Origin of the sequence: Nocardia sp. NPDC059691, assembly GCF_042733915.1 — a bacterium.
GTDB lineage: Bacteria > Actinomycetota > Actinomycetes > Mycobacteriales > Mycobacteriaceae > Nocardia > Nocardia sichangensis.
On record NZ_JBHWFB010000012.1, the window covers coordinates 59513 to 77001 of the forward strand.

General features: G+C 65.1%; 11 protein-coding genes. 8 read left to right on the top strand and 3 right to left on the bottom strand.

The annotated features are described in order from the left end of the window. Window positions 1-43: 43 nt before the first annotated feature. Both ACFV2O_RS25220 and ACFV2O_RS25225 read right to left on the bottom strand, forming a co-directional pair. The gene (locus ACFV2O_RS25220; RefSeq protein ID WP_355080008.1) at window positions 44-286 is read right to left on the bottom strand and encodes a hypothetical protein; all 243 of its coding nucleotides are present in this window, start codon (window positions 284-286) and stop codon (window positions 44-46) included. Between the two features lie 13 nt (window positions 287-299). Continuing rightward, entirely contained in the window at window positions 300-5093 is a 4794-nt protein-coding gene (locus ACFV2O_RS25225) for an FHA domain-containing protein (protein WP_379253931.1), read from the bottom strand. A gap of 1263 nt (window positions 5094-6356) precedes the next feature. Here ACFV2O_RS25225 and ACFV2O_RS25230 point away from each other — a divergent pair. From ACFV2O_RS25230 to ACFV2O_RS25265, 8 genes are all read left to right on the top strand, one after another. Continuing rightward, window positions 6357-7109, top strand: a complete 753-nt coding sequence (locus tag ACFV2O_RS25230) for a hypothetical protein (RefSeq protein ID WP_379253932.1) — start codon at window positions 6357-6359, stop codon at window positions 7107-7109. A 115-nt stretch (window positions 7110-7224) separates the two neighbouring features. Then, on the top strand, window positions 7225-7863 hold the full coding sequence (locus ACFV2O_RS25235; RefSeq protein ID WP_379253933.1) for a hypothetical protein: 639 nt from the start codon (window positions 7225-7227) through the stop codon (window positions 7861-7863). A 153-nt stretch (window positions 7864-8016) separates the two neighbouring features. After that, window positions 8017-9561 carry a methionine--tRNA ligase gene (metG, locus tag ACFV2O_RS25240; RefSeq protein WP_379253934.1) on the top strand — a complete coding sequence of 515 codons (1545 nt, stop codon included), beginning with the start codon at window positions 8017-8019 and terminating at the stop codon, window positions 9559-9561. Between the two features lie 52 nt (window positions 9562-9613). Further along, complete coding sequence (locus ACFV2O_RS25245; protein ID WP_379253935.1) at window positions 9614-10495, top strand: phosphotransferase; 882 nt, start codon at window positions 9614-9616, stop codon at window positions 10493-10495. A 27-nt stretch (window positions 10496-10522) separates the two neighbouring features. After that, on the top strand, window positions 10523-11692 hold the full coding sequence (locus tag ACFV2O_RS25250; RefSeq protein WP_379253936.1) for a cytochrome P450: 1170 nt from the start codon (window positions 10523-10525) through the stop codon (window positions 11690-11692). Then, entirely contained in the window at window positions 11689-12645 is a 957-nt protein-coding gene (locus tag ACFV2O_RS25255) for an NAD-dependent epimerase/dehydratase family protein (protein WP_379253937.1), read from the top strand. The genes ACFV2O_RS25250 and ACFV2O_RS25255 overlap by 4 nt, the downstream gene beginning before the upstream one ends. Window positions 12646-13184: 539 nt before the next feature. After that, a complete protein-coding gene (locus ACFV2O_RS25260; protein WP_379253938.1) occupies window positions 13185-13769 on the top strand; it encodes a LuxR family transcriptional regulator in 585 nt (194 codons plus the stop codon). A 60-nt stretch (window positions 13770-13829) separates the two neighbouring features. Further along, window positions 13830-16103 carry a peptidase domain-containing ABC transporter gene (locus tag ACFV2O_RS25265; RefSeq protein ID WP_379253939.1) on the top strand — a complete coding sequence of 758 codons (2274 nt, stop codon included), beginning with the start codon at window positions 13830-13832 and terminating at the stop codon, window positions 16101-16103. On the opposite strand, the gene ACFV2O_RS25270 is transcribed toward ACFV2O_RS25265, so the two are convergent. Continuing rightward, on the bottom strand, window positions 16047-17468 hold the full coding sequence (locus tag ACFV2O_RS25270; protein WP_379253940.1) for a class I adenylate-forming enzyme family protein: 1422 nt from the start codon (window positions 17466-17468) through the stop codon (window positions 16047-16049). The two genes, ACFV2O_RS25265 and ACFV2O_RS25270, sit on opposite strands and share 57 nt — an antisense overlap. Window positions 17469-17489: the final 21 nt, after the last annotated feature.

A 17489-nucleotide genomic window follows, 5' to 3' on the forward strand; every position in this document is an offset into this window, starting at 1 on the left:
TGTCGGCCACCTCTGGGTGGTTCCTGCGGGGCCGCAGCTCCCGCTAGTCGTCTTCGCCGGTCGGTCCGTCCAAACCCGCCTCACGGAGGATGCGGGTCAAGGTATCGGTATCGACCGGCCGCTGCGGCTCTTCCTTCTCCGCGACCGGGTTCTCCCGAGCGACAGGCAGCATTTCTTCGTAGCCCGGGTCGCCGGGGTGGAACTCCTCGAAGCCGCTGTAGAAGACGCCGTCCTCGGTCTGGCCACGCAGCGGCAGCAGGATGGTCACGCCGTCTTCTGCCAGCATGGGTGGGCTCGTATCATCCGAATACGCGGTCAAAATAATCCTTCAACTGACGGGCAATCTGGTCGTTGCCGAGGGCGAACTTGCGAAGCTGCTTGATGTCGCCGTGCATCCACGCCGTGAACGCTTCGGCGAAAGCCTCGCAGCGACGGTTGTAGTAATCGTTCCACTTATGTTTTTTCCCGATGGATTGAAGCATCGACGCGTGCAGGTCGCGCCACTCCTGGGTGTCGCTGAGCCATCTTCCACCGGTACCGTACGCCGCGTCGGCCGCATGCCCGAACTCGTGGAAGACCACGTTCTCGCTGCCGCTGCGCCCGCCGGAGTTGATCACCAGCCGGCGCGGTCCACCCATGTACACGCCCTGGACGGTGTTCCAGCTCGTTCCGGCCTTGCGTCCGTATGGGGTACTGCCCGCAAGGCTCTCGGTACCGGGCAACTGGAGTAGGGGGCGATTACCTATGACGATTCCGCCACCGGCCACGGCGTTCATATGCTCGCTGACCCTCGCGTAGATATGGCTGGGCACTCGGGCGAGATCTGTCACCATCTGCCCGGTCTCAGGTGTCTGGTCGATGATGTTGACGAATGCGCCACCGTCGGCGGGAGGATAAGCGACAGTGAATTCGTACACATCGGCCAGGCGCACCTGATCCCCCGGATGCAGCATGACCTTCGTGCCGGGTGCGATCTCTTCGCCGTTGACGTAGGTGTGGTGGGTAGATCCTTCATCGCGGATCCAAACGCGGCCGGAGGGGTAGGTGCCGATACTGGCGTGCCTGCGCGAGATCCGGTCGGCGCGCGAAAGCCCGCTGGGTATCCCCGTCCCGTCCCGCCCGAGCAGGACCGGTTCGCCACCGCGCACCAGATCCAGCGACACGTCGCCGAGTGAGTTGTTGAGCTTCACCGCCAACGGGCGCGGAGGGGCCTGACCATAACCGTCCTCGAAACGTGCGGCGCCGATCCAGTCACCGAGCCGGACCTGATCGCCGGGACGAAGCCGAACCGGCCCTTGATCGGGATCGACCTTGATGTTGTCGACCCACGTCCCCCGCGTGGAGTGTTCGTCGCGCAACCACAGAGTTCCGAACTCGTCGCGGTAGATGACGGCATGGCGGCGGGATACCGATGTGTCGGTCAACTGGTCCGACAGCGGGGAGTCGGTCCCGCGCCCGAGCACAACCTGTTCACCACGCCGCAATGTCAGCGGAGGCACGTTTTCGTCGTCGGACAACCGCAGCTCCAGCGGCGGTTCCTCGCCGAATCGCAGCCGTGTCGACACGTCCCCGAACTTCACCTCGTCCTCGGCGTTCAGGTAGCGTTTCTGGCCCTCCGGCACGATCTCGTCGTTGACCCGCAGCGGGTTCCAGCCGTCGTGAACCCGATCGAGCACCCAGATGCCGCCATCCAGGTCACGTCCGACGATCACCTGCCGCCCCGGCCTGCCGATCACCATCGCGTGGCCGTTCAGCGCACTGACGTCGACGGAAACCTCCTGGCCGGGTTCGAGGCGGATGGGGAGCTTCTGTCTGCGCTGCTCGAAGCGCAGCTCGGCCGGCGGAAGTTGCGGGGGTTCCTCGCTGCCGATACGAGCGGTCCCGACATAGTCCGGGCCGAGTCCCACGTTGTCGCCTTCGGACAGTGTCACCCTCTGGTTCGGAGCGATCCTGTCCCCGTTGATCCATACCCCTTCCGACCCCCGGTGGTCTCTGATCCACAGACGACCGTCGTGGTCCAGCCCGAGCGTCGCGTGCTGCTCCCCGATGCCGCGGATGCCACGCAACTGGGATGCGAAGGGCGAACTCTCGCCGGTGCCGATGATGACCGGCCTACCGGGTTCCAGCCGCACGGATGTCGCGTCCGTCCCGACGCCGAACCGCACGTGCACCGGGCTGGCGTCCAGCGCGGCGTCCAGCGGAATGAACTGCGCCTCCCCGCGGTAGCCGCCGAATCGCACGGCATCGCCCGGTGCCAAAGTGCGCTTCTCGCCTTCGGCGAGCAGGTCGCCGTTCACCCGGGTGCCGTTGGTGGAGCCCGCATCCCGGATCCACACGCGGCCGTCCTCGTCCATGCCAATGGTCGCGTGGCGGCTCGACACAGTGATTCGGCCGGTCGCCTCAGGGTGTATGAGGCCGCGACCGAGATCCACCTCTCGGCCACGATGCAGCGTGAACGTGGGCCCGTCGTCCCCGAACAACCGGACTTCGGCTGTCTGCCGCTCGAATGTCACCCCCAGTTCGAGGTCCCGGCTCAGCAGCACCTCTTGCCCGTCGTAGATGCGCACCCATTGCCCGCCCGCCAATTGCTTGCCGTCGACGAAAGTGCCGTTCATCGAATTCTCGTCGCGGAGCATGACGTGGCCTTGATCGTCCACCTTGAGCGTCGCGTGACGGCGTGACACCCGATCGTTCGCGACCTGCTCCAGCAGCGCGCCTTGGCCGCGTCCGAAAACGTATTCCTGGCCGGGAATCAGTCGCAGCGGAATCCGCGCGCCCTCAGGGCCGGTCAGCACCACGTCGACGTAGCCACCATCGGGATGACGGTAGTGCCCGGTGAGCCCGGCCGGCGGGGGCGCACCCGCGAGCGTGTACCGGTCCTGGCTCACCGACTGCTCGTGCAGCTGGACGCGCGGCTGCGGTCGTGTCGGCGGGCCGTCATACGTCGGTTCGTCGGTCCGCGTGTGGGGCGTCGGCTCTTCGTGTGTCGCCGGAGCCTCATCCGCTGCCGACTGCCGCCCGGCCGGATCTGTCTCATCGACTGGAGGACGCGGCCTCGACTCGTCCGGAACACGCGAATCGTCCCCGACCGGCCGTCCGTCCGACGTCTCGTCGACCGGGACCCGCGGCGTCAGTTCCTCCTGCCGGACGAGCGGACCATCCGCATTCCGTGGTAGCGCCGGCGGCTGGTCCCGGCGGCCTCGTGGCGCGACCGCCGAGCCGTCGACCTGGCCGCGCGGTGTGGGTGGCCTCCCGTTGCCCGCAAATGCGTCAGCGCCGGGCGGCCGGTCTTGTCGCGGCGTGACCGACACCGCCCGGCCGTCACCAGGGGTGATTCCCGGCGCCGAGCCGGGAGACTGCGGTGACACAGGCGGCAGAACCCCACGCCCGGCGTCACCACCACCCGCGGCATGTTCCTCCAACGCGGTCATCCGCTGGAGCATGCCGTCGTACCAGTCCCGATGACCCGCGGCGTAGAACACCGGACTCAACTCTTCGACACGCTGCCGGATCTCCAGCAACTCCGGGCGGGTGAGAGCGTGGTCGTTCCACAAGATCTCGTTGGTGTCCCCGTAACGCAAGAAGTTCTCCGCGAAGGGGCCGACGGAATACTGCGCGTCGGTGAAGTTCTCGAACGCGCGACTGTGGTCTATCCCCCATACGTTGCCGTCCGGATCCACCATCCAGTTGTCGCCATTGCGGTCCGGTATGCGTATCAGCACGTCCATGACACCTTGGCGCATTCCGGCAGGACCGCTGACGACGTCCTGCGGGAACGCGCTTCGCGGATACGTGTCCGCCGCCACCGTGCCGGGCACCACTTCCATGTAGACGTGGTCGCCGATCACGTGCACCGCGGGCACCCGTGCGCCCACCGCGTCGCCGACCAGCGAGCTCAGGAATTCCGCGTGTGCGTGCAGCGGATCGGAAACCACCTTGTGGATCACTTCGGTGCCGTCGTGGAAGACGAGCCGCTCTACCACTCTCGCCGACTTGCCCTCGGTGCTGAATCGTTCGATGGTCTCCACTCGCGGTGGTTCACCGGAACTCAACAGCTCATTGATGCGTGAGGCGAATTCCCAGTGGCGCAGACCGAGTCGAGGGGTGTCACCTTCCGAACGCATCGCGGTACGGCCTGCGGTGTGGACTCGGATCGCACTACCCGCCGCGCCGACGAACCCGCTGCCGAAGCCGGTGATCGCGGCTTCGCGAACCATCTTGAACAGGTCACCGAGGCTGTGGATCTCGTCCATGTGGATCAACACCGACGGCACCGCGCCTGCCAGACCGCCGGTCACACCGCCCGCGCCGCCGAGCAACATCGTGCCGCCCATATGGGCAGCGAGCCGACCGCGCTGACTGACCGCTCGGCCGCGCGCCCAGCCCAGCACGCGCGGCGCGAGTCTGCGGCCGACCTCCGCACCCGCCACACCACCGACCACACCGCCGAGGAGCATTTCCAGGAAGGCGCCCACGTCGAACTTGTCGCGCACGCCGTCTTTCAGGTCCCACAGCTGTGCGCCGCCGCTGATCGCGGCACTGGTCAGGAGACCGACTTTCGCCGCGTGCACCGCACCGTGCAGCGCAGCCCGCTGCGCAGCGCCCGCTACCGCTCGTTCGCCTACCTCCGCGGTGAGTCTCGCGGCCGCGGCGGCCATCGCCTGCTCGGCCTCGATCCGGTCGATCAGCGCCTTCGCGCCCCCGCCCTGGAAGAACAGCAGGGCATCGTAGGCCAATTGGGCGGCGAGGGCGATCCCCATCGCGAGCAGCAGATGCTGTGTTTGCACACTCGAATCAGCGACGTCGTGGCACTGCTTTCCCAAGCTCTGGCACACCGCTGCCTGATCGCGCATGGATTTAACGACGACACGGTGGCGGTCGGCCAGTGCCGTCGACGTGGCGCCTTGCACGGCTTGCTCGGTACGCCCGGCCTCGCCCTCGTATCGGTCGGCGGAGTCGTTCAACTCACCGGCAGCCACCAGGTACGCGTCCCCGTTACGACGCATTCCATCGATGTCGGTCTCCGGCCAGTGGCCGAGGACCAATTCGCGCACAGCCGAAGGCACCTCGGCCAGCAAACCGCTAGCATCCATCGCAGCCTGCCTCCCGGCACCCTCATATTCGCTGCGAGATCATTCAGACATATCGGACCGCACCCACCATTCCCGGCAGTGGGAATTCGGCCGGTAAGGGAATGCTGACCATACCCAGCGCGACGGACAGTCGGGAGTGCAACCAATTCGAAAAGTACTGCGCCAAAAGTAGCCTCTTTATCCCATACCGAGCCGATAGACCAGACGGTGGTTTCTGGGGCAACCGTCATGGGGTCCCGGCCCGGCGGCGGGAGTCTCACCACAGGCGGGTATGCGACCAGCGGTTCCGGGACAATGTCTGCAAGTACATAGGGAGACGGTGTGGGCGAAACATTTTCGGTCGATCCGGATCGGCTGCGGGAGCACGCGCCGCAGTTCGACCTGATCGGGGCGGACGTGGCGGCCACCGTGCGAAAACTGCGCGCGGCCTTGGCCGAGGAAGGCGAGCCTTGGGGCAAGGACGACGCCGGCCGCGCGTTCGCCGAATCCTACGTTCCGGAGCACAAACGAACGATGGCCGACTTGAACAGCCTCGTCGAAGTGCTCCAGCAGGCAGGCACCGATCTGCGCAACCTCGCCGAAAACTTTGAGAATCACGATCGGGCCGTCGGGCAGCGTATCCGTGACACTGCCGACGCGTTCCAGAAAGATCCGGTATCGATCCCGCTGGGAGAGCAGGCCACCCCCACCCACCGGCTCAGCCCGAACCCTACGGACGTACCTACTGCCGCGCAGCCATACGCAGGATCTCCTCTGCCCACCGCGGCCTCGACGGCGGCCCCGCCGGCCCACCGAACTCCCGTCACCACGCCTGCGACCGCTCGGTCACCTGACTTGTCGAGCGCCCCTGCCGGTACTCCCGGCACACCTGAGGACGGTTCGAGCCCGAGGCGGCAGCAGGGCGGGACCGAGGGCAATCCGCACGGCCGTGACCACCGCGGCACCGAACAGCCGCATACACCCGGCTTCAGCGCGCAACCCGCTCATCGGGCAGAAACCGCATCCACGCGTCCCACGCAGGGCAATCGGCCGTCTTCCCCGTGGACGAAGCCTGCCGCCACGAATCGGACCGCCGTGACGCCCCGGGCCGGCGTGGCGAAGCAGACCGGCGCCACGGCTCCGAGTACGCCATGGTCCAGGCCCATCACAGCGCGTCCGCCGAGGATTTCCGCCCCGGACGCGGGGACACCCGGTTCGCCGCCGCGCGCGCCGGGCCGCTCTCCCGCACGACCGGATCGGAAGGACGAGAAAGCAAACCGGAAAGTGGACGCCTCCGCCGAGTCGGTCGCAGCCCGCCTCGCCCGGGAACTCGCCGACCGCCACGGCGTGCGCGCCTTCGGTTTCGAGACCCCGGGCGTCGCGGTCCAGGTACTGACCGAGATCGTCGCCGCAGTGGACGACGTGCTGCCGCGATACCCGCAAATCGTCCTGCGCGCCATTGGGATCGAAGAACTGGCGAGCGGCGAAACGACGCAGCTGGAATGGGATTCGGGCGCGACACCTGGCGACTCCGAGAACGCTCCTGATTCCCTGGAGAAGCGCTCCTCGGTCGCGTCCGAGGAGATGCTCACCGCACGCATCGTGCTGGCGGTGGGCGCTGCCACCGACCCGGAGCGGTTACAGCAGACCGTCACCACAGCCGACAACGCGGGCATGCTCGCCCCCGGATGCGCTAGACGGCCCGTGTATTCGTCGATCGTGCGCGAGCTCGGCAGAGCGCTCGACGGAGCAGGCGGCTTTCGCGCTCGCGCCGCCGCACAGCGCGTGCTGGTCAGGGCGTATATGCCGCAGCTGAACCCGGAGGACAAGGGCTCGTTGAATCGCACGGTGTCCGGCTTCCAGGAATGGCGGTCGCAGTTGAGCGGCCGCAGCTTCGATCGCGGGCGATTCCACCCCGCCGCTGCTCTGGCCGAGGCATTCACCGACGTAGTCCTCAACGCCGCAGAGGCCGCACCGCCCGCGCAGGTACTGCACCGCCTGCTCGTCACCACCGCGGACTCCCCCGCACCCCCGTAATCACCACCGCACAGTTGTAGGGAGCAGCCAGTGTTGAGCGTCCGGCTTGCGAAGGTGAATTTCGTTGAGAGGCAGCGATATTGTGAGCAGCATGCGGTGGATGGTTGCGATCAGCTTGGTGCTGCTGCTGGGCGGCTGCGCGCAGACCACGGCGGGAAGGCCGCAGCCGGTAGCAGGGGCGTCGCAGACGGCGTCGTCGTCGAGGGCGGCGGCGGCACCGGAGAAGGACGGGGAACTCCGAGATCGGATCGCTTGGGTTCGGCAAGGTACGCCGGTTGATCTCGCCGGCTTCCATTCGGCCCGGATCGAGGGCGGTCCGGTGACCGACCTGCGGGACGATATCGCGTTCGTCAGCCCTACCAGCAAGATCAGTTGCATCACGGGGAAAGCGTTGGGGATGGACGGGTTCGACTGCACGGTCGAACTGAAGGAACCGGTGCCAGCGCCGGGCGAGGGCTACGGCCAATGGTTCGGCGGATACGTGACCTACACGGGGCGCCGGTTGACGGTGGGCCAATTTCGCGGCGATCCAGGGCTTTTCATCAACGGTCATGGCCGGACCTTGCCGTACGACAGCACCATCACCTTCGGCGACTACGCCTGCCGCATCGCGACGACCGGCCTCACCTGCGTGCACCCCGCCCAGGGCACGGGCGTGCAACTGAGCAGCGAGGGCGTCGTCCCGCTCGGCTGCCTGCGCGAACTCCCGCAGACGGAGCGCGAACCGGCCGTCGGCCGCGCTTATGCCTGCTGAGCGAGCGTCCGCCGCCGATCACGAGAAACGTATCCGGGTAGCCGTCGAATCTTCGGCCCAGGAAACGCGGACGCCGCCGACAGTGTGGCAACCTCCGCGGATCGCCGAGCGCGTAGCTACACGTGCGTTCGGCCAGGATGTATCGTTACGCCCGTGGGAGATACGGTATTCGCCTCGACGACCATTCCGTACGTCAATGCCCGACCGCATCTGGGACATGCGTTGGAGTATGTTCAAGCCGATGCATATGTTCGGAGCATGGCGCAGCACGGTGATGACGTCTTTTTCTTGACGGGGGCCGACGAAAACAGCCTCAAGAACGTACTGGCGGCCGAAAGGGAGGGGATGTCGACCCGGGAGTTGGTCGACCGAAACGTCATTTATTTCGAAGAGCTCATCAAGAGCTTCGACATCGAGGTCCGGGATTTCATCCGGACCAGCGCCAGAGCGGACCACCACGCCGGTGCGCAAGAGATATGGCGCAGGATCGCAGCCAACGGCGACCTGTACACCAAGGACTACGAGGGACTCTACTGCGTCGGCTGCGAGCAGTACTACGATCGCGCTGAACTGGTCGACGGCAAGTGCCCCGAGCATTTAACCGTTCCCGAACTCGTCCGGGAAAGCAACTATTTCTTTCGCCTGTCCCGCTATGCGGATCAGTTGCTGGATGCGATCGAATCGGGACGCATAAAGATTTTTCCACAGACGCGACAGAACGAGATAACTGGATTTATTCGCAGCGGACTGGCGGATATCAGCGTCTCGCGCTCGATGGAACGGGCACACGGCTGGGGCATCGAAGTACCGGGCGACAGCAGTCAGGTCATCTATGTATGGATCGATGCGCTGACCAACTATATAAACGCGTTGGGCTGGAGTCGCGACGCGGAAGAATTCGAAACCTATTGGAACAAAGCGGCGAGACGGATACACTTCCTGGGCAAGGGAGTCATCCGCTTTCATGCGGTATATTGGCCCGCGATGCTGCTGTCGGCCGGACTTCCACTGCCGACCGATCTCGTGGTCCACGGATATGTCACGGCAAATGGGCAGAAATTAAGCAAATCGCTCGGAAATGTCGTCGACCCCATCGACTTGGTGAACAGATACGGAATCGATGCGGTTCGCTACTATCTATTGGCCGAGCTGACACCGTTCGGCGACGGGGACTTCAGCGAAGAACGCCTCATCGCCCGGCACAACACAGACCTGTCGAACGGTCTCGGCAATCTGGTCAGCCGAGTAACCAGCATGATCGGTCGCTATCGCGACGGAGTTGTTCCCGCTCCGGGACAGGCCGGGTCAGCTGAGCAGGCTCTGGCCGACGAGGTAGTGGCCAGCGCCGCTGCCAGCCTCGCCGCTGCCGAGCGCTACGACTACCGGGAAAGCCTCGCCGCGATCTGGAAACTCGTCCGGCAGGCCAACGCGTACGTGGACGAGAAGGCGCCCTGGAACCTGGCGAAAACGGGTGACGACGCCGAACTGGACCTGACATTGTTCTATCTGGCGGCAGCGGTCAGACAATTGGGCGGACTCATCCTGCCGTATCTGCCGGACCCCGGCGCCGCCATACTGCGCTGCTTCGAGGGTCCGGATCGAACGTCCCCACAGGCAGCGACATGGCTCGACGACTTGGCGGGACAAAGACTGGAAAAGCCGGACGCGCTCTTCCCTCGATTGGAACCGGTGGGCTGACATGGCAGGGGGGGACAAAAATCGCGCATCATGGTATGAGGGTGCGGCTGAGATGCGCGCGCAGGTAGAGCAGTTCCTCGGCGGGTCGGTGATCCGCGTGGCCGGTCAGAATGGCGGCTTCTCCCAGGGAATCGCTGCCCGGCTTCTGCTCGACAGCGGCACAAGAGCTTTCGTCAAAGCGATCCCGACCGCCGGAAATCCCGAAAGTGTACGACTGGTATTGCGGGAAGCGGAAGTAGCCGCGGCATTGCCCGAATTCCTGCCGGTACCGAGACTGCTCACCACCATCCAAGCCGGAGGCTGGATCGCACTGTTGTTCACCGACCAACCGGGACGGACCGTCCCGGTCCCCTGGACGACTTCGGACACCAGCACGGTCCTGGATGCGATCGCAATCCTTTCCGAGTCATGCACGCCCAGCCCGGTTTCCGATCTCCCGGCATGGGGAGGACCGCTGAGCAACTGGCCGGGCTGGCGGTCGATGGCCGATCCGCCGGATTGGCTGGATCCGTGTTGGTTCCGGCATCTGGATACGCTGACCGAACTGGAGGCGCAGTTCCCGGATGCCGTGGCGGGCTCGGCGTTGCTCCACTCGGATCTTCGCTCCGACAACATAATTCTGGCCGCAGACGGCGTCTTCTTCGTCGACTGGGCTTGGGCCGCCCGAGGGCAGGGGTGGGTGGACACACTGATCTTCGCGCTGTGTGGCGCCGTCGAAGGCATGCCGGAGCCCGAAACCGTATTCGCGAGCACTCCGGCAGGAATCACCGCTGATCCGGCGGCAGTGGACAGCGTCCTCGCCGCGCTGGCAGGACGTTTCGCCCGGGCCGCTGGGCAACCAGCACCCGGGATGGAAAGGTTGCGCGCCTTCCAGCGCGATGAGGCGCGGGTGGCGCTGAACTGGCTGGCCACGCGGCGCCGCTGGATCATTTGAGTAATACGCTGAGAGGGGGAGATTTTCATGTATATCGGCGATTCGAGCGAACCGGATTTCGCTGCCCGCCTGTGCGGAATCGCGGAAACGACGCGGTTCGGCCGACATGAGGCATCCGATGCCGTCCAAGTGTTCCGGGCCGAAGATGTCCGGGAATTGCTCCGGGACCGGCGATTGTGGAGTACCCGCGATATATCGGAGTTGGTCGCGCGCTTACCGATCGAGGTGCGTCCGGTGTACACCCGGTTGTGTGAATTCCTCGGTCTGTGGCCCGCGTTCTCCGACGGACCGTACAATCGGCGGATTCGCGCTCATCTGATCACCGGCTTGGCCGGTGCGGCGGCAGATGAGGTACGGGCCGCGCTGAGACGTGATCTGTCGGCGCTCTTGGCGGGACGGGTCGGCACGCGGTTCGATTGGATAGCAGACGTTTCGGTGCCGTACGCGCATCTCGTCCTGGCGCGGTCGATAGGTGTATCGATCGACGAAGCGCGAAGAGTCACCGAACTCGGTGAACGAATCATGCGGAGCATCGCGAGCACCGGCATCGACGTCGAACGCGCGGAACAAGCCTTGGCCGCGTCGAAGGAAATGCGGGATTGGCTGGAGCATGCCATCGGTGTCGGCGGATCACGATTCATCTCCGCGGTCGCGGACATCTGGCGAGATATCGACTCGGGTCCGCAAGCGGCCACGGCGGCGTTGGCTCAGGTGGTGACCGGCTCGTATCAGCCTCTGATCGGTGTAATGGGCGCGCTGGTCGAGATCATCGATGCCGATCACCTGCGGAGCCTGCCCATCCCGGTGATCAGGGAAGAGGCCATCCGGCTCGCCACGCCTTTTCGCTATGTTTCGCGATTCACGCGGTGTCCGATGACGATAGGCGATCACGAACTGGGTGCGGACGGTCGGGTGATGCTCCTTCTCGCGACTGCGAACGTCGACCCTTCCGCGGTCCCGGAACCGCTCGAAGTCCGCGATCGTCCGAAACGGGCGAACCTGGCCTTCGGCGCCGGTCCGCACTACTGTCCCGGAGCAGCCGTCGCGAGGATGGCGATCGACATCGTCCTGGAGCAGTTGCGGGGTTCCGGCCATGTCTTCGCCATCGGGAAGGTCACTCGCGAACCGGAATTCTCTGTATTGCAGTACTACTCGATAGTCGGAGAATTGACCGAAGCGTCAGTGGCGGCGCCGTGACCGTATTGATCACGGGCGGGCTCGGCTTCATCGGGGCGCACACGGCGCTGGCATTCGCCGAAGCCGATGTCGCGTGTGTCCTCGTGCAACGTCATCCCGGCGAGGTACCCGCCGAGTTGGCCGATCACCTGGGAAAGCGCATCTTCGTCAGCATCGCTGACGTTTTGGACCGGCGAGGACTGGCCGATGCGGCACGACGGCACCGTGTGACCGGGATACTGCACCTGGCCCGATCAGTTCCGTGGCCGCCGGACGGGGCGCCGATCGACGCGGCATCCAAGGCGATCGAGGGCTTGCTGAATGTCCTGCGCGTCGGTTCGGATCGGAGCGTGGCGCGGATCGGGATCGCGAGTAGTGCAGGAGTTTATGCGAGCGGCGGCACGGGCCGGACCGACGAGCACGCAGCGCTTCCCGTCACATATCAGCATGCGGTCCCGGCCTTCAAACGAATCTCCGAAATCGTCTCCGAATACGTCGAGCAGACAACAGGTCTCGGTGTGGTCAACTATCGAATCGCAACGGTGTGGGGCCCGCGGGGCCGTGCGAGTTCATCGTTGACGGCGGCTCCGCGGCTGGTCCACGCCGTCGCCCGTACGCCCGTACGCGCGGCGCCGACGGACTGTTACGCGAACAACGGTCTCGATCTGTGTTACGTGAAGGACTGCGCCCGGGCGATCATGCTGCTGCAGCTGGCTTCCACTCTGCCCGAGAATTTGTACAACATCGCCTCGGGACAGGTGACGACCAATGGCGACATCGCCGACGTGTTGCGACTCCTGGTGCCGGACATCAGTATCGCGCTGCGTCCTGGCCGTGATCCGTATGGTCCGCAGCGCGACTTGCCGGTCGACATCTCGCGATTACGCCGGGATGTCGGCTATACACCCGCCTACGATACCGAGCGCGCCGTCATGGACTACCTTCGTTGGCTGCGAGCAGGGCATGAGCTCTGACCGAGGCGGTGGATTCGACCGTATACGACCGGCATTCGCTTGTCGGGAAGCAACCGTAGTACCGGACCAACGAGTGCCCGGACAGGTGCTGCGACCGCCAGGTGGCGAGAACCGGTACGCGCGACACCATCCTGCCCGAGCGCCGACAGCGGGCTTGTACCGGTCGAGACTTGACGGTACGGTGTCGCCAGTAGGTGAGTCCTGCTGAAGCACAATCGACTTCGCGTCCGTCCAATGGGAGTGGGTGGACCGGGACGGGGGAAGCACGCATGAGTGTCACGATTCCAGCTCATCAGGTAGCTGGACGCGTCGGACGAGTGACCCGCAAGTAACGTCGGCGGACTGCGCTGTCCGCGCATCGGCCCCGATCCGGCCGGCTACCGGATCGGTGGAGCGCTGAGCGAGTTACCTGTCACCGAAACTCGGGCGATACACCTCGCTGGTAGGTCACGCGCCGAGGATATGAACCGTTCGACGGAACGGCGGAAAGAACAAGTAAGGGGTGGGATCCGATGATACGAGTCGATGTGGTCGACCGAATGCCGATTTACGTACAAGGTTTGGTGCAAGCACTTACCGCCGACGGCGAAATAAAGGTCACCGTGCGCGCCGGCGAGGAAAACGGACAAGTCGCACGTCCCGACGTTTTTGTGGTGGGGTGTATCGGCGCATCGCCCGACCCGGAATTGTCACGAAACATATCGATGATGTCACTTCTGGCGCCGGTCGTGCTACTCGTCGGTGATCGAGTGTGCGACCATCTATCGAATCATCCCCGTTTTCCCGATACGGCCGCCGCACTCGACCGATCGTCCTCGGCGGAGCTGGTGATCGAGACAGTCCGGCGGGTCGCGGGACACACTGCGCGCGAACCGCATCGCCGCGACGTCACCAGCCTCGACAAACCCAGGCTCTCCGAGCGCGAGGAGCAGGTACTGAACTACATCGCTGATGGTCTCACGCATCAGCAGATCGCCCGGATACTGGGCATCAGCCAGCACACCGTCAACACCTACGTGAAGCGGATTCGCCTGAAACTGGATGTCGGCAACAAGGCACAGTTGACACGCGTCGCGATGATGGTTCGTTTCGCGACCGACGCAAGGCAGGGAGTCGCCGGATGAGCGGCGCGACGAAAGCGATCGAGTGCCTTGTCCGATAATCCCAGATTTCGCCCCGAGGCGATGGCGCAGAACCGCAGAGCCGATCACGCGGGACCGGTTCTCGCAACGACGAAGCCGATCACCGTGCGGAAGATGTGGAACGACTCGACGCAGTGGCTCGGCCGGCTTGCGCAGGGTGGCCGCGGCCGGCGGAAAGTGCCGGTGTGCCTGCAGACGCAGGTGGCCGACTGCGGCGCGGCCTGCCTGGCCATGACCCTGGGCTATCACGGCCTGGCCGTCGATTTCGAGACGCTGCGGGCGGAACTGGCGGCGGGGCGAAGCGGCACCTCGGCACGTGCGCTGCTGGACACGGCGCGCCGATTCGGACTCGGCGCCCGCGGCGTCCGCACCGATTTGGATGGCCTCGGACAGCTGGCACCGGGCTCCATCCTGTTCTGGAACTTCAATCATTTCGTGGTCCTGGAAGCGGCTGACAAGAATCACATCGATATCGTCGATCCCGCGGCGGGGCGCCGGCGTCTGGACATAGCGTCGGTGAGTGAGGCATTCACCGGCGTAGCCCTCGAATTCGAGGCATCGACGGTACCGCCGACCGCGGAAACGGCGGCTGTGCTCGCTTCCAGCGAATCCCGGCCATGGCGTACGTTGGCCCGCTTCGTTCCGCGCGGCGCCGACCTCGGCAAGCTCGCCGCGTTCTCCCTGACCTTGATGGCATTTCAATTCGTGCTTCCGATGGCGACCAGCTATCTGATCGGAGCGGCGCTACCGGGGTCGGCGACCGGTTCCCTGTGGGCGGTGCTCGGCGTCGGAGTAGGGCTCGGCGGTCTGTACCTGGGTATGCAACTGATTCGCAGCGCGGCCGTCATCAGAGTTCAGGCGGCGCTGGAGAAGCACATGACGTGGGGTCTCGTGGAGCACCTCGTTACGCTGCCGTACGAATACTTCACGACCCACAATTCCGGCGATCTCGCATTGCGAGTCCGCTCCGCCGGCTTGCTCAACCAGGCTTTGGGTGTCACCGCGGTCGCGGCCGTCTTCGACTGCTTTCTCGTGGTCGCCTACACGGTAGCGGTTCTCGTGTCGAATACGGGACTCGCGCTCGTCGCGGTCGGGCTGGTGTCGTTGCAAATCCTTCTGCTCACTCTGACGTGGCGACACCAGGTCGTCGCGAGTTCGGAAGTACTCGAACGGCAGACGATGACCCAGGACGCCCTGACCGACCTACTCGAAAGCGTGACGACGCTGAAGGCCGCAGGAGTGGAGGGAAGCGCGGCAGAGCGCTGGTCACATCTGCTGGTCAAGGAGATCAACACGCGTTCGAGCGCCCGGCGCGACCTGTCGGCGATGAGCGCGTCGAGTCGCACCGTTCAGTTCGCCGCGCCGCTGATTGTCTTGCTCATCGGGATGTTCCGGGTGGCGCAAGGCCAACTGTCGCTCGGCGCCGCGCTCGGCTTCGTAACCTTGACGGTAGCACTGTTCGTGCCGCTACAAGCTGTCTTCGACGCCGCAGCGCAGTTGGCCGCTGCCCGGCCGACGCTGGCGCGGCTCGAGGAAATCTGGCGAGCGCCGTCGGAGCCGATGGGTAGGCGGTTCGATGCCGGCACCAGTCCGCACAGCCTCGCCGCGACCGGCTTGTCATACCGTTATAGCGCCGCCTCGCGAGACGCACTGAGCAGCATCGACCTTTCGATCCGCGCCGGCGAGTTCGTGGTCGTGCTCGGTCGATCGGGCTCGGGAAAGTCGACGCTAGGGTCGATTCTGGCCGGATTATCGATACCGACCCGGGGCACAATCACCGTAAACGGCACCGATTTGTCTACGCTGGACCGACCGTCGTATCGCAGCCGAATCGGCTACGTCAACCAGGCCGCGCATCTGTTCAACGGGTCGATTCGCGACAATATCGCCTTCGGCGCCCACGACTTGCCGGATAGCGACATCTTCCGCGCGGCCGATATCGCGGGCGTGCACACCGAGATATGCGGCATGCCAATGGGCTATGAGACGTTGGTCGGTCCTGCGGGACATGGTTTGTCGGGCGGCCAGCGGCAACGGATCGTTTTGGCCCGCGCGGTCGCCCGCGACCCGGGCCTGTTGATTTTGGACGAGGCGACCAGTGCGTTGGATCCGGAGTTGGAGAGAAGCATCCTCACCCGACTACGCGAGTCGGGAGTCACGGTTGTGGTGATCGCGCACCGTCTTACCGTGTTGGAGCAGGCCGACCAGGTACTCGTGCTGCGCGGCGGCCAAGTGGTGCAAGCCGGATCACCCGCTGAATTATCCCGGCAAGGAGGGGAATTCGCCAGCCTCGTCGACATCGGGGCCGGCGTGTGAAAGTGCGGATCGGCGGAGTTTGCCGCTCATGGTCCTGATCAGGCTACCGGCCTCCGCCACGACCACACGCGGCTCCGCCAATCCAGCCCTACGAGCCACGGCCCTGATCGCGCGCGTCAATTCCGGCCTCTGCTCCATCTGACCGGTCTCTACATAGCAGACCGGAGGATCCGACGGCAGCAGTGCTACATCAGTCACAAGGGGCAACGCCCTTATGCGATGTTCCAGAACAGCATGCTGGAGATCCGCCGTGTCCGACACACGTCCCAGCACGAAGAGGTAGCCCTTCTCGTCGAGGTAGCCCGCGTCCCCGGTTCGCAGGTATTCCTCCACTCCGGCCACATCGCGAAAGGCTCGCGGGCGAACCCAGATCTCGCCCATCTGCCCGGCCGGTACTTCAGAGCCGCGGCGCATGATCCGAATGTTCACTCCGGGCAATGGTTTGCCGACGGAGCCGGGGTTCGCCAGCCACTCCGCAGTTGTGATCTCGGTCAGTGTGCCGCGCGAGGTGCCGTAGTACTCGTGGAGAACAGGACCGAGAAGAGACATCGCGGCTCGCTTCACGCCGATCGTGCAGATGTCACCACCGTGGAATACAACCGACAGCGCCCGTTTCGGAGCGACCCTCCGTTCGATGAGATCGACCAACCGGTCCGGGCTGAGCATGGTGGTGTCAACGGCATGCAGATCGACAAGCGCGGCGAAAAGCTCAGCGCTCCAGTGCTGTTGCACCACGACAGTACTGCCCGCCTGCAATGCGTACAGGGCTGGACCCAATGTCCCGAGGTGGAACGCGGGATTGGTCATGAGGTGCGGGCCCCAGGACAGTCCAGCGCCGTACTTTTGTTCGACCGCGACGCCGCGAAATGGCAGTCTCGGCAGGGTCCCAGCGAGCGCCGTAGGCGCTCCAGTGGTGCCGGAAGAAGTGAAGATCAGCCTTCCCGCCGGAATTCGAGCAAAGTCGAATGCCGCGGAGGCCGTTCGCACGGCTACCAGATCGTCGTCGACAATGGTGGATGACCGCCTCGAGCTACCGGACGAGTCGGTGATGAGCACCGAAGCTCCGGTGCTCGCCCTCAACTCGTCTGCCGTGGCGACATCAATGTATCCCCGGTCCAGCAGCAGCAGACCGTAACCGTAGCGCAGCGCCGCGAGCACTGTCGCGAACAGCCTCGGGCCCGTCGGAAGATCGGTCGCGAGCACCGCGGGACCAGTGATCCCTGCGGCCGCCAGTCCGCGACCGAGTGCGTCGGCGCGGGAGGTCAACTCACCGAAGGTGCATACGTCGCTGCCGACGATGACCGCGGGCCGGTCCGGCACGGCGGTCGCGGTCTCCCACGGGTTCCAGACGTATGGTCTCAGCATCAGGTGCCTTTCCAAAACGGC

What these genes read in the sequence shown, in the direction of transcription:
- ACFV2O_RS25260 (WP_379253938.1), top strand. Translation starts at nt 13,185, where the DNA reads ATGCCGATTTACGTACAAGGTTTGGTGCAAGCACTTACCGCCGACGGC.
- ACFV2O_RS25225 (WP_379253931.1), bottom strand. Translation starts at nt 5,093, where the DNA reads ATGGATGCTAGCGGTTTGCTGGCCGAGGTGCCTTCGGCTGTGCGCGAA.
- ACFV2O_RS25245 (WP_379253935.1), top strand. Translation starts at nt 9,614, where the DNA reads ATGCGCGCGCAGGTAGAGCAGTTCCTCGGCGGGTCGGTGATCCGCGTG.
- ACFV2O_RS25250 (WP_379253936.1), top strand. Translation starts at nt 10,523, where the DNA reads ATGTATATCGGCGATTCGAGCGAACCGGATTTCGCTGCCCGCCTGTGC.
- ACFV2O_RS25265 (WP_379253939.1), top strand. Translation starts at nt 13,830, where the DNA reads ATGGCGCAGAACCGCAGAGCCGATCACGCGGGACCGGTTCTCGCAACG.
- ACFV2O_RS25270 (WP_379253940.1), bottom strand. Translation starts at nt 17,468, where the DNA reads ATGCTGAGACCATACGTCTGGAACCCGTGGGAGACCGCGACCGCCGTG.
- ACFV2O_RS25220 (WP_355080008.1), bottom strand. Translation starts at nt 286, where the DNA reads ATGCTGGCAGAAGACGGCGTGACCATCCTGCTGCCGCTGCGTGGCCAG.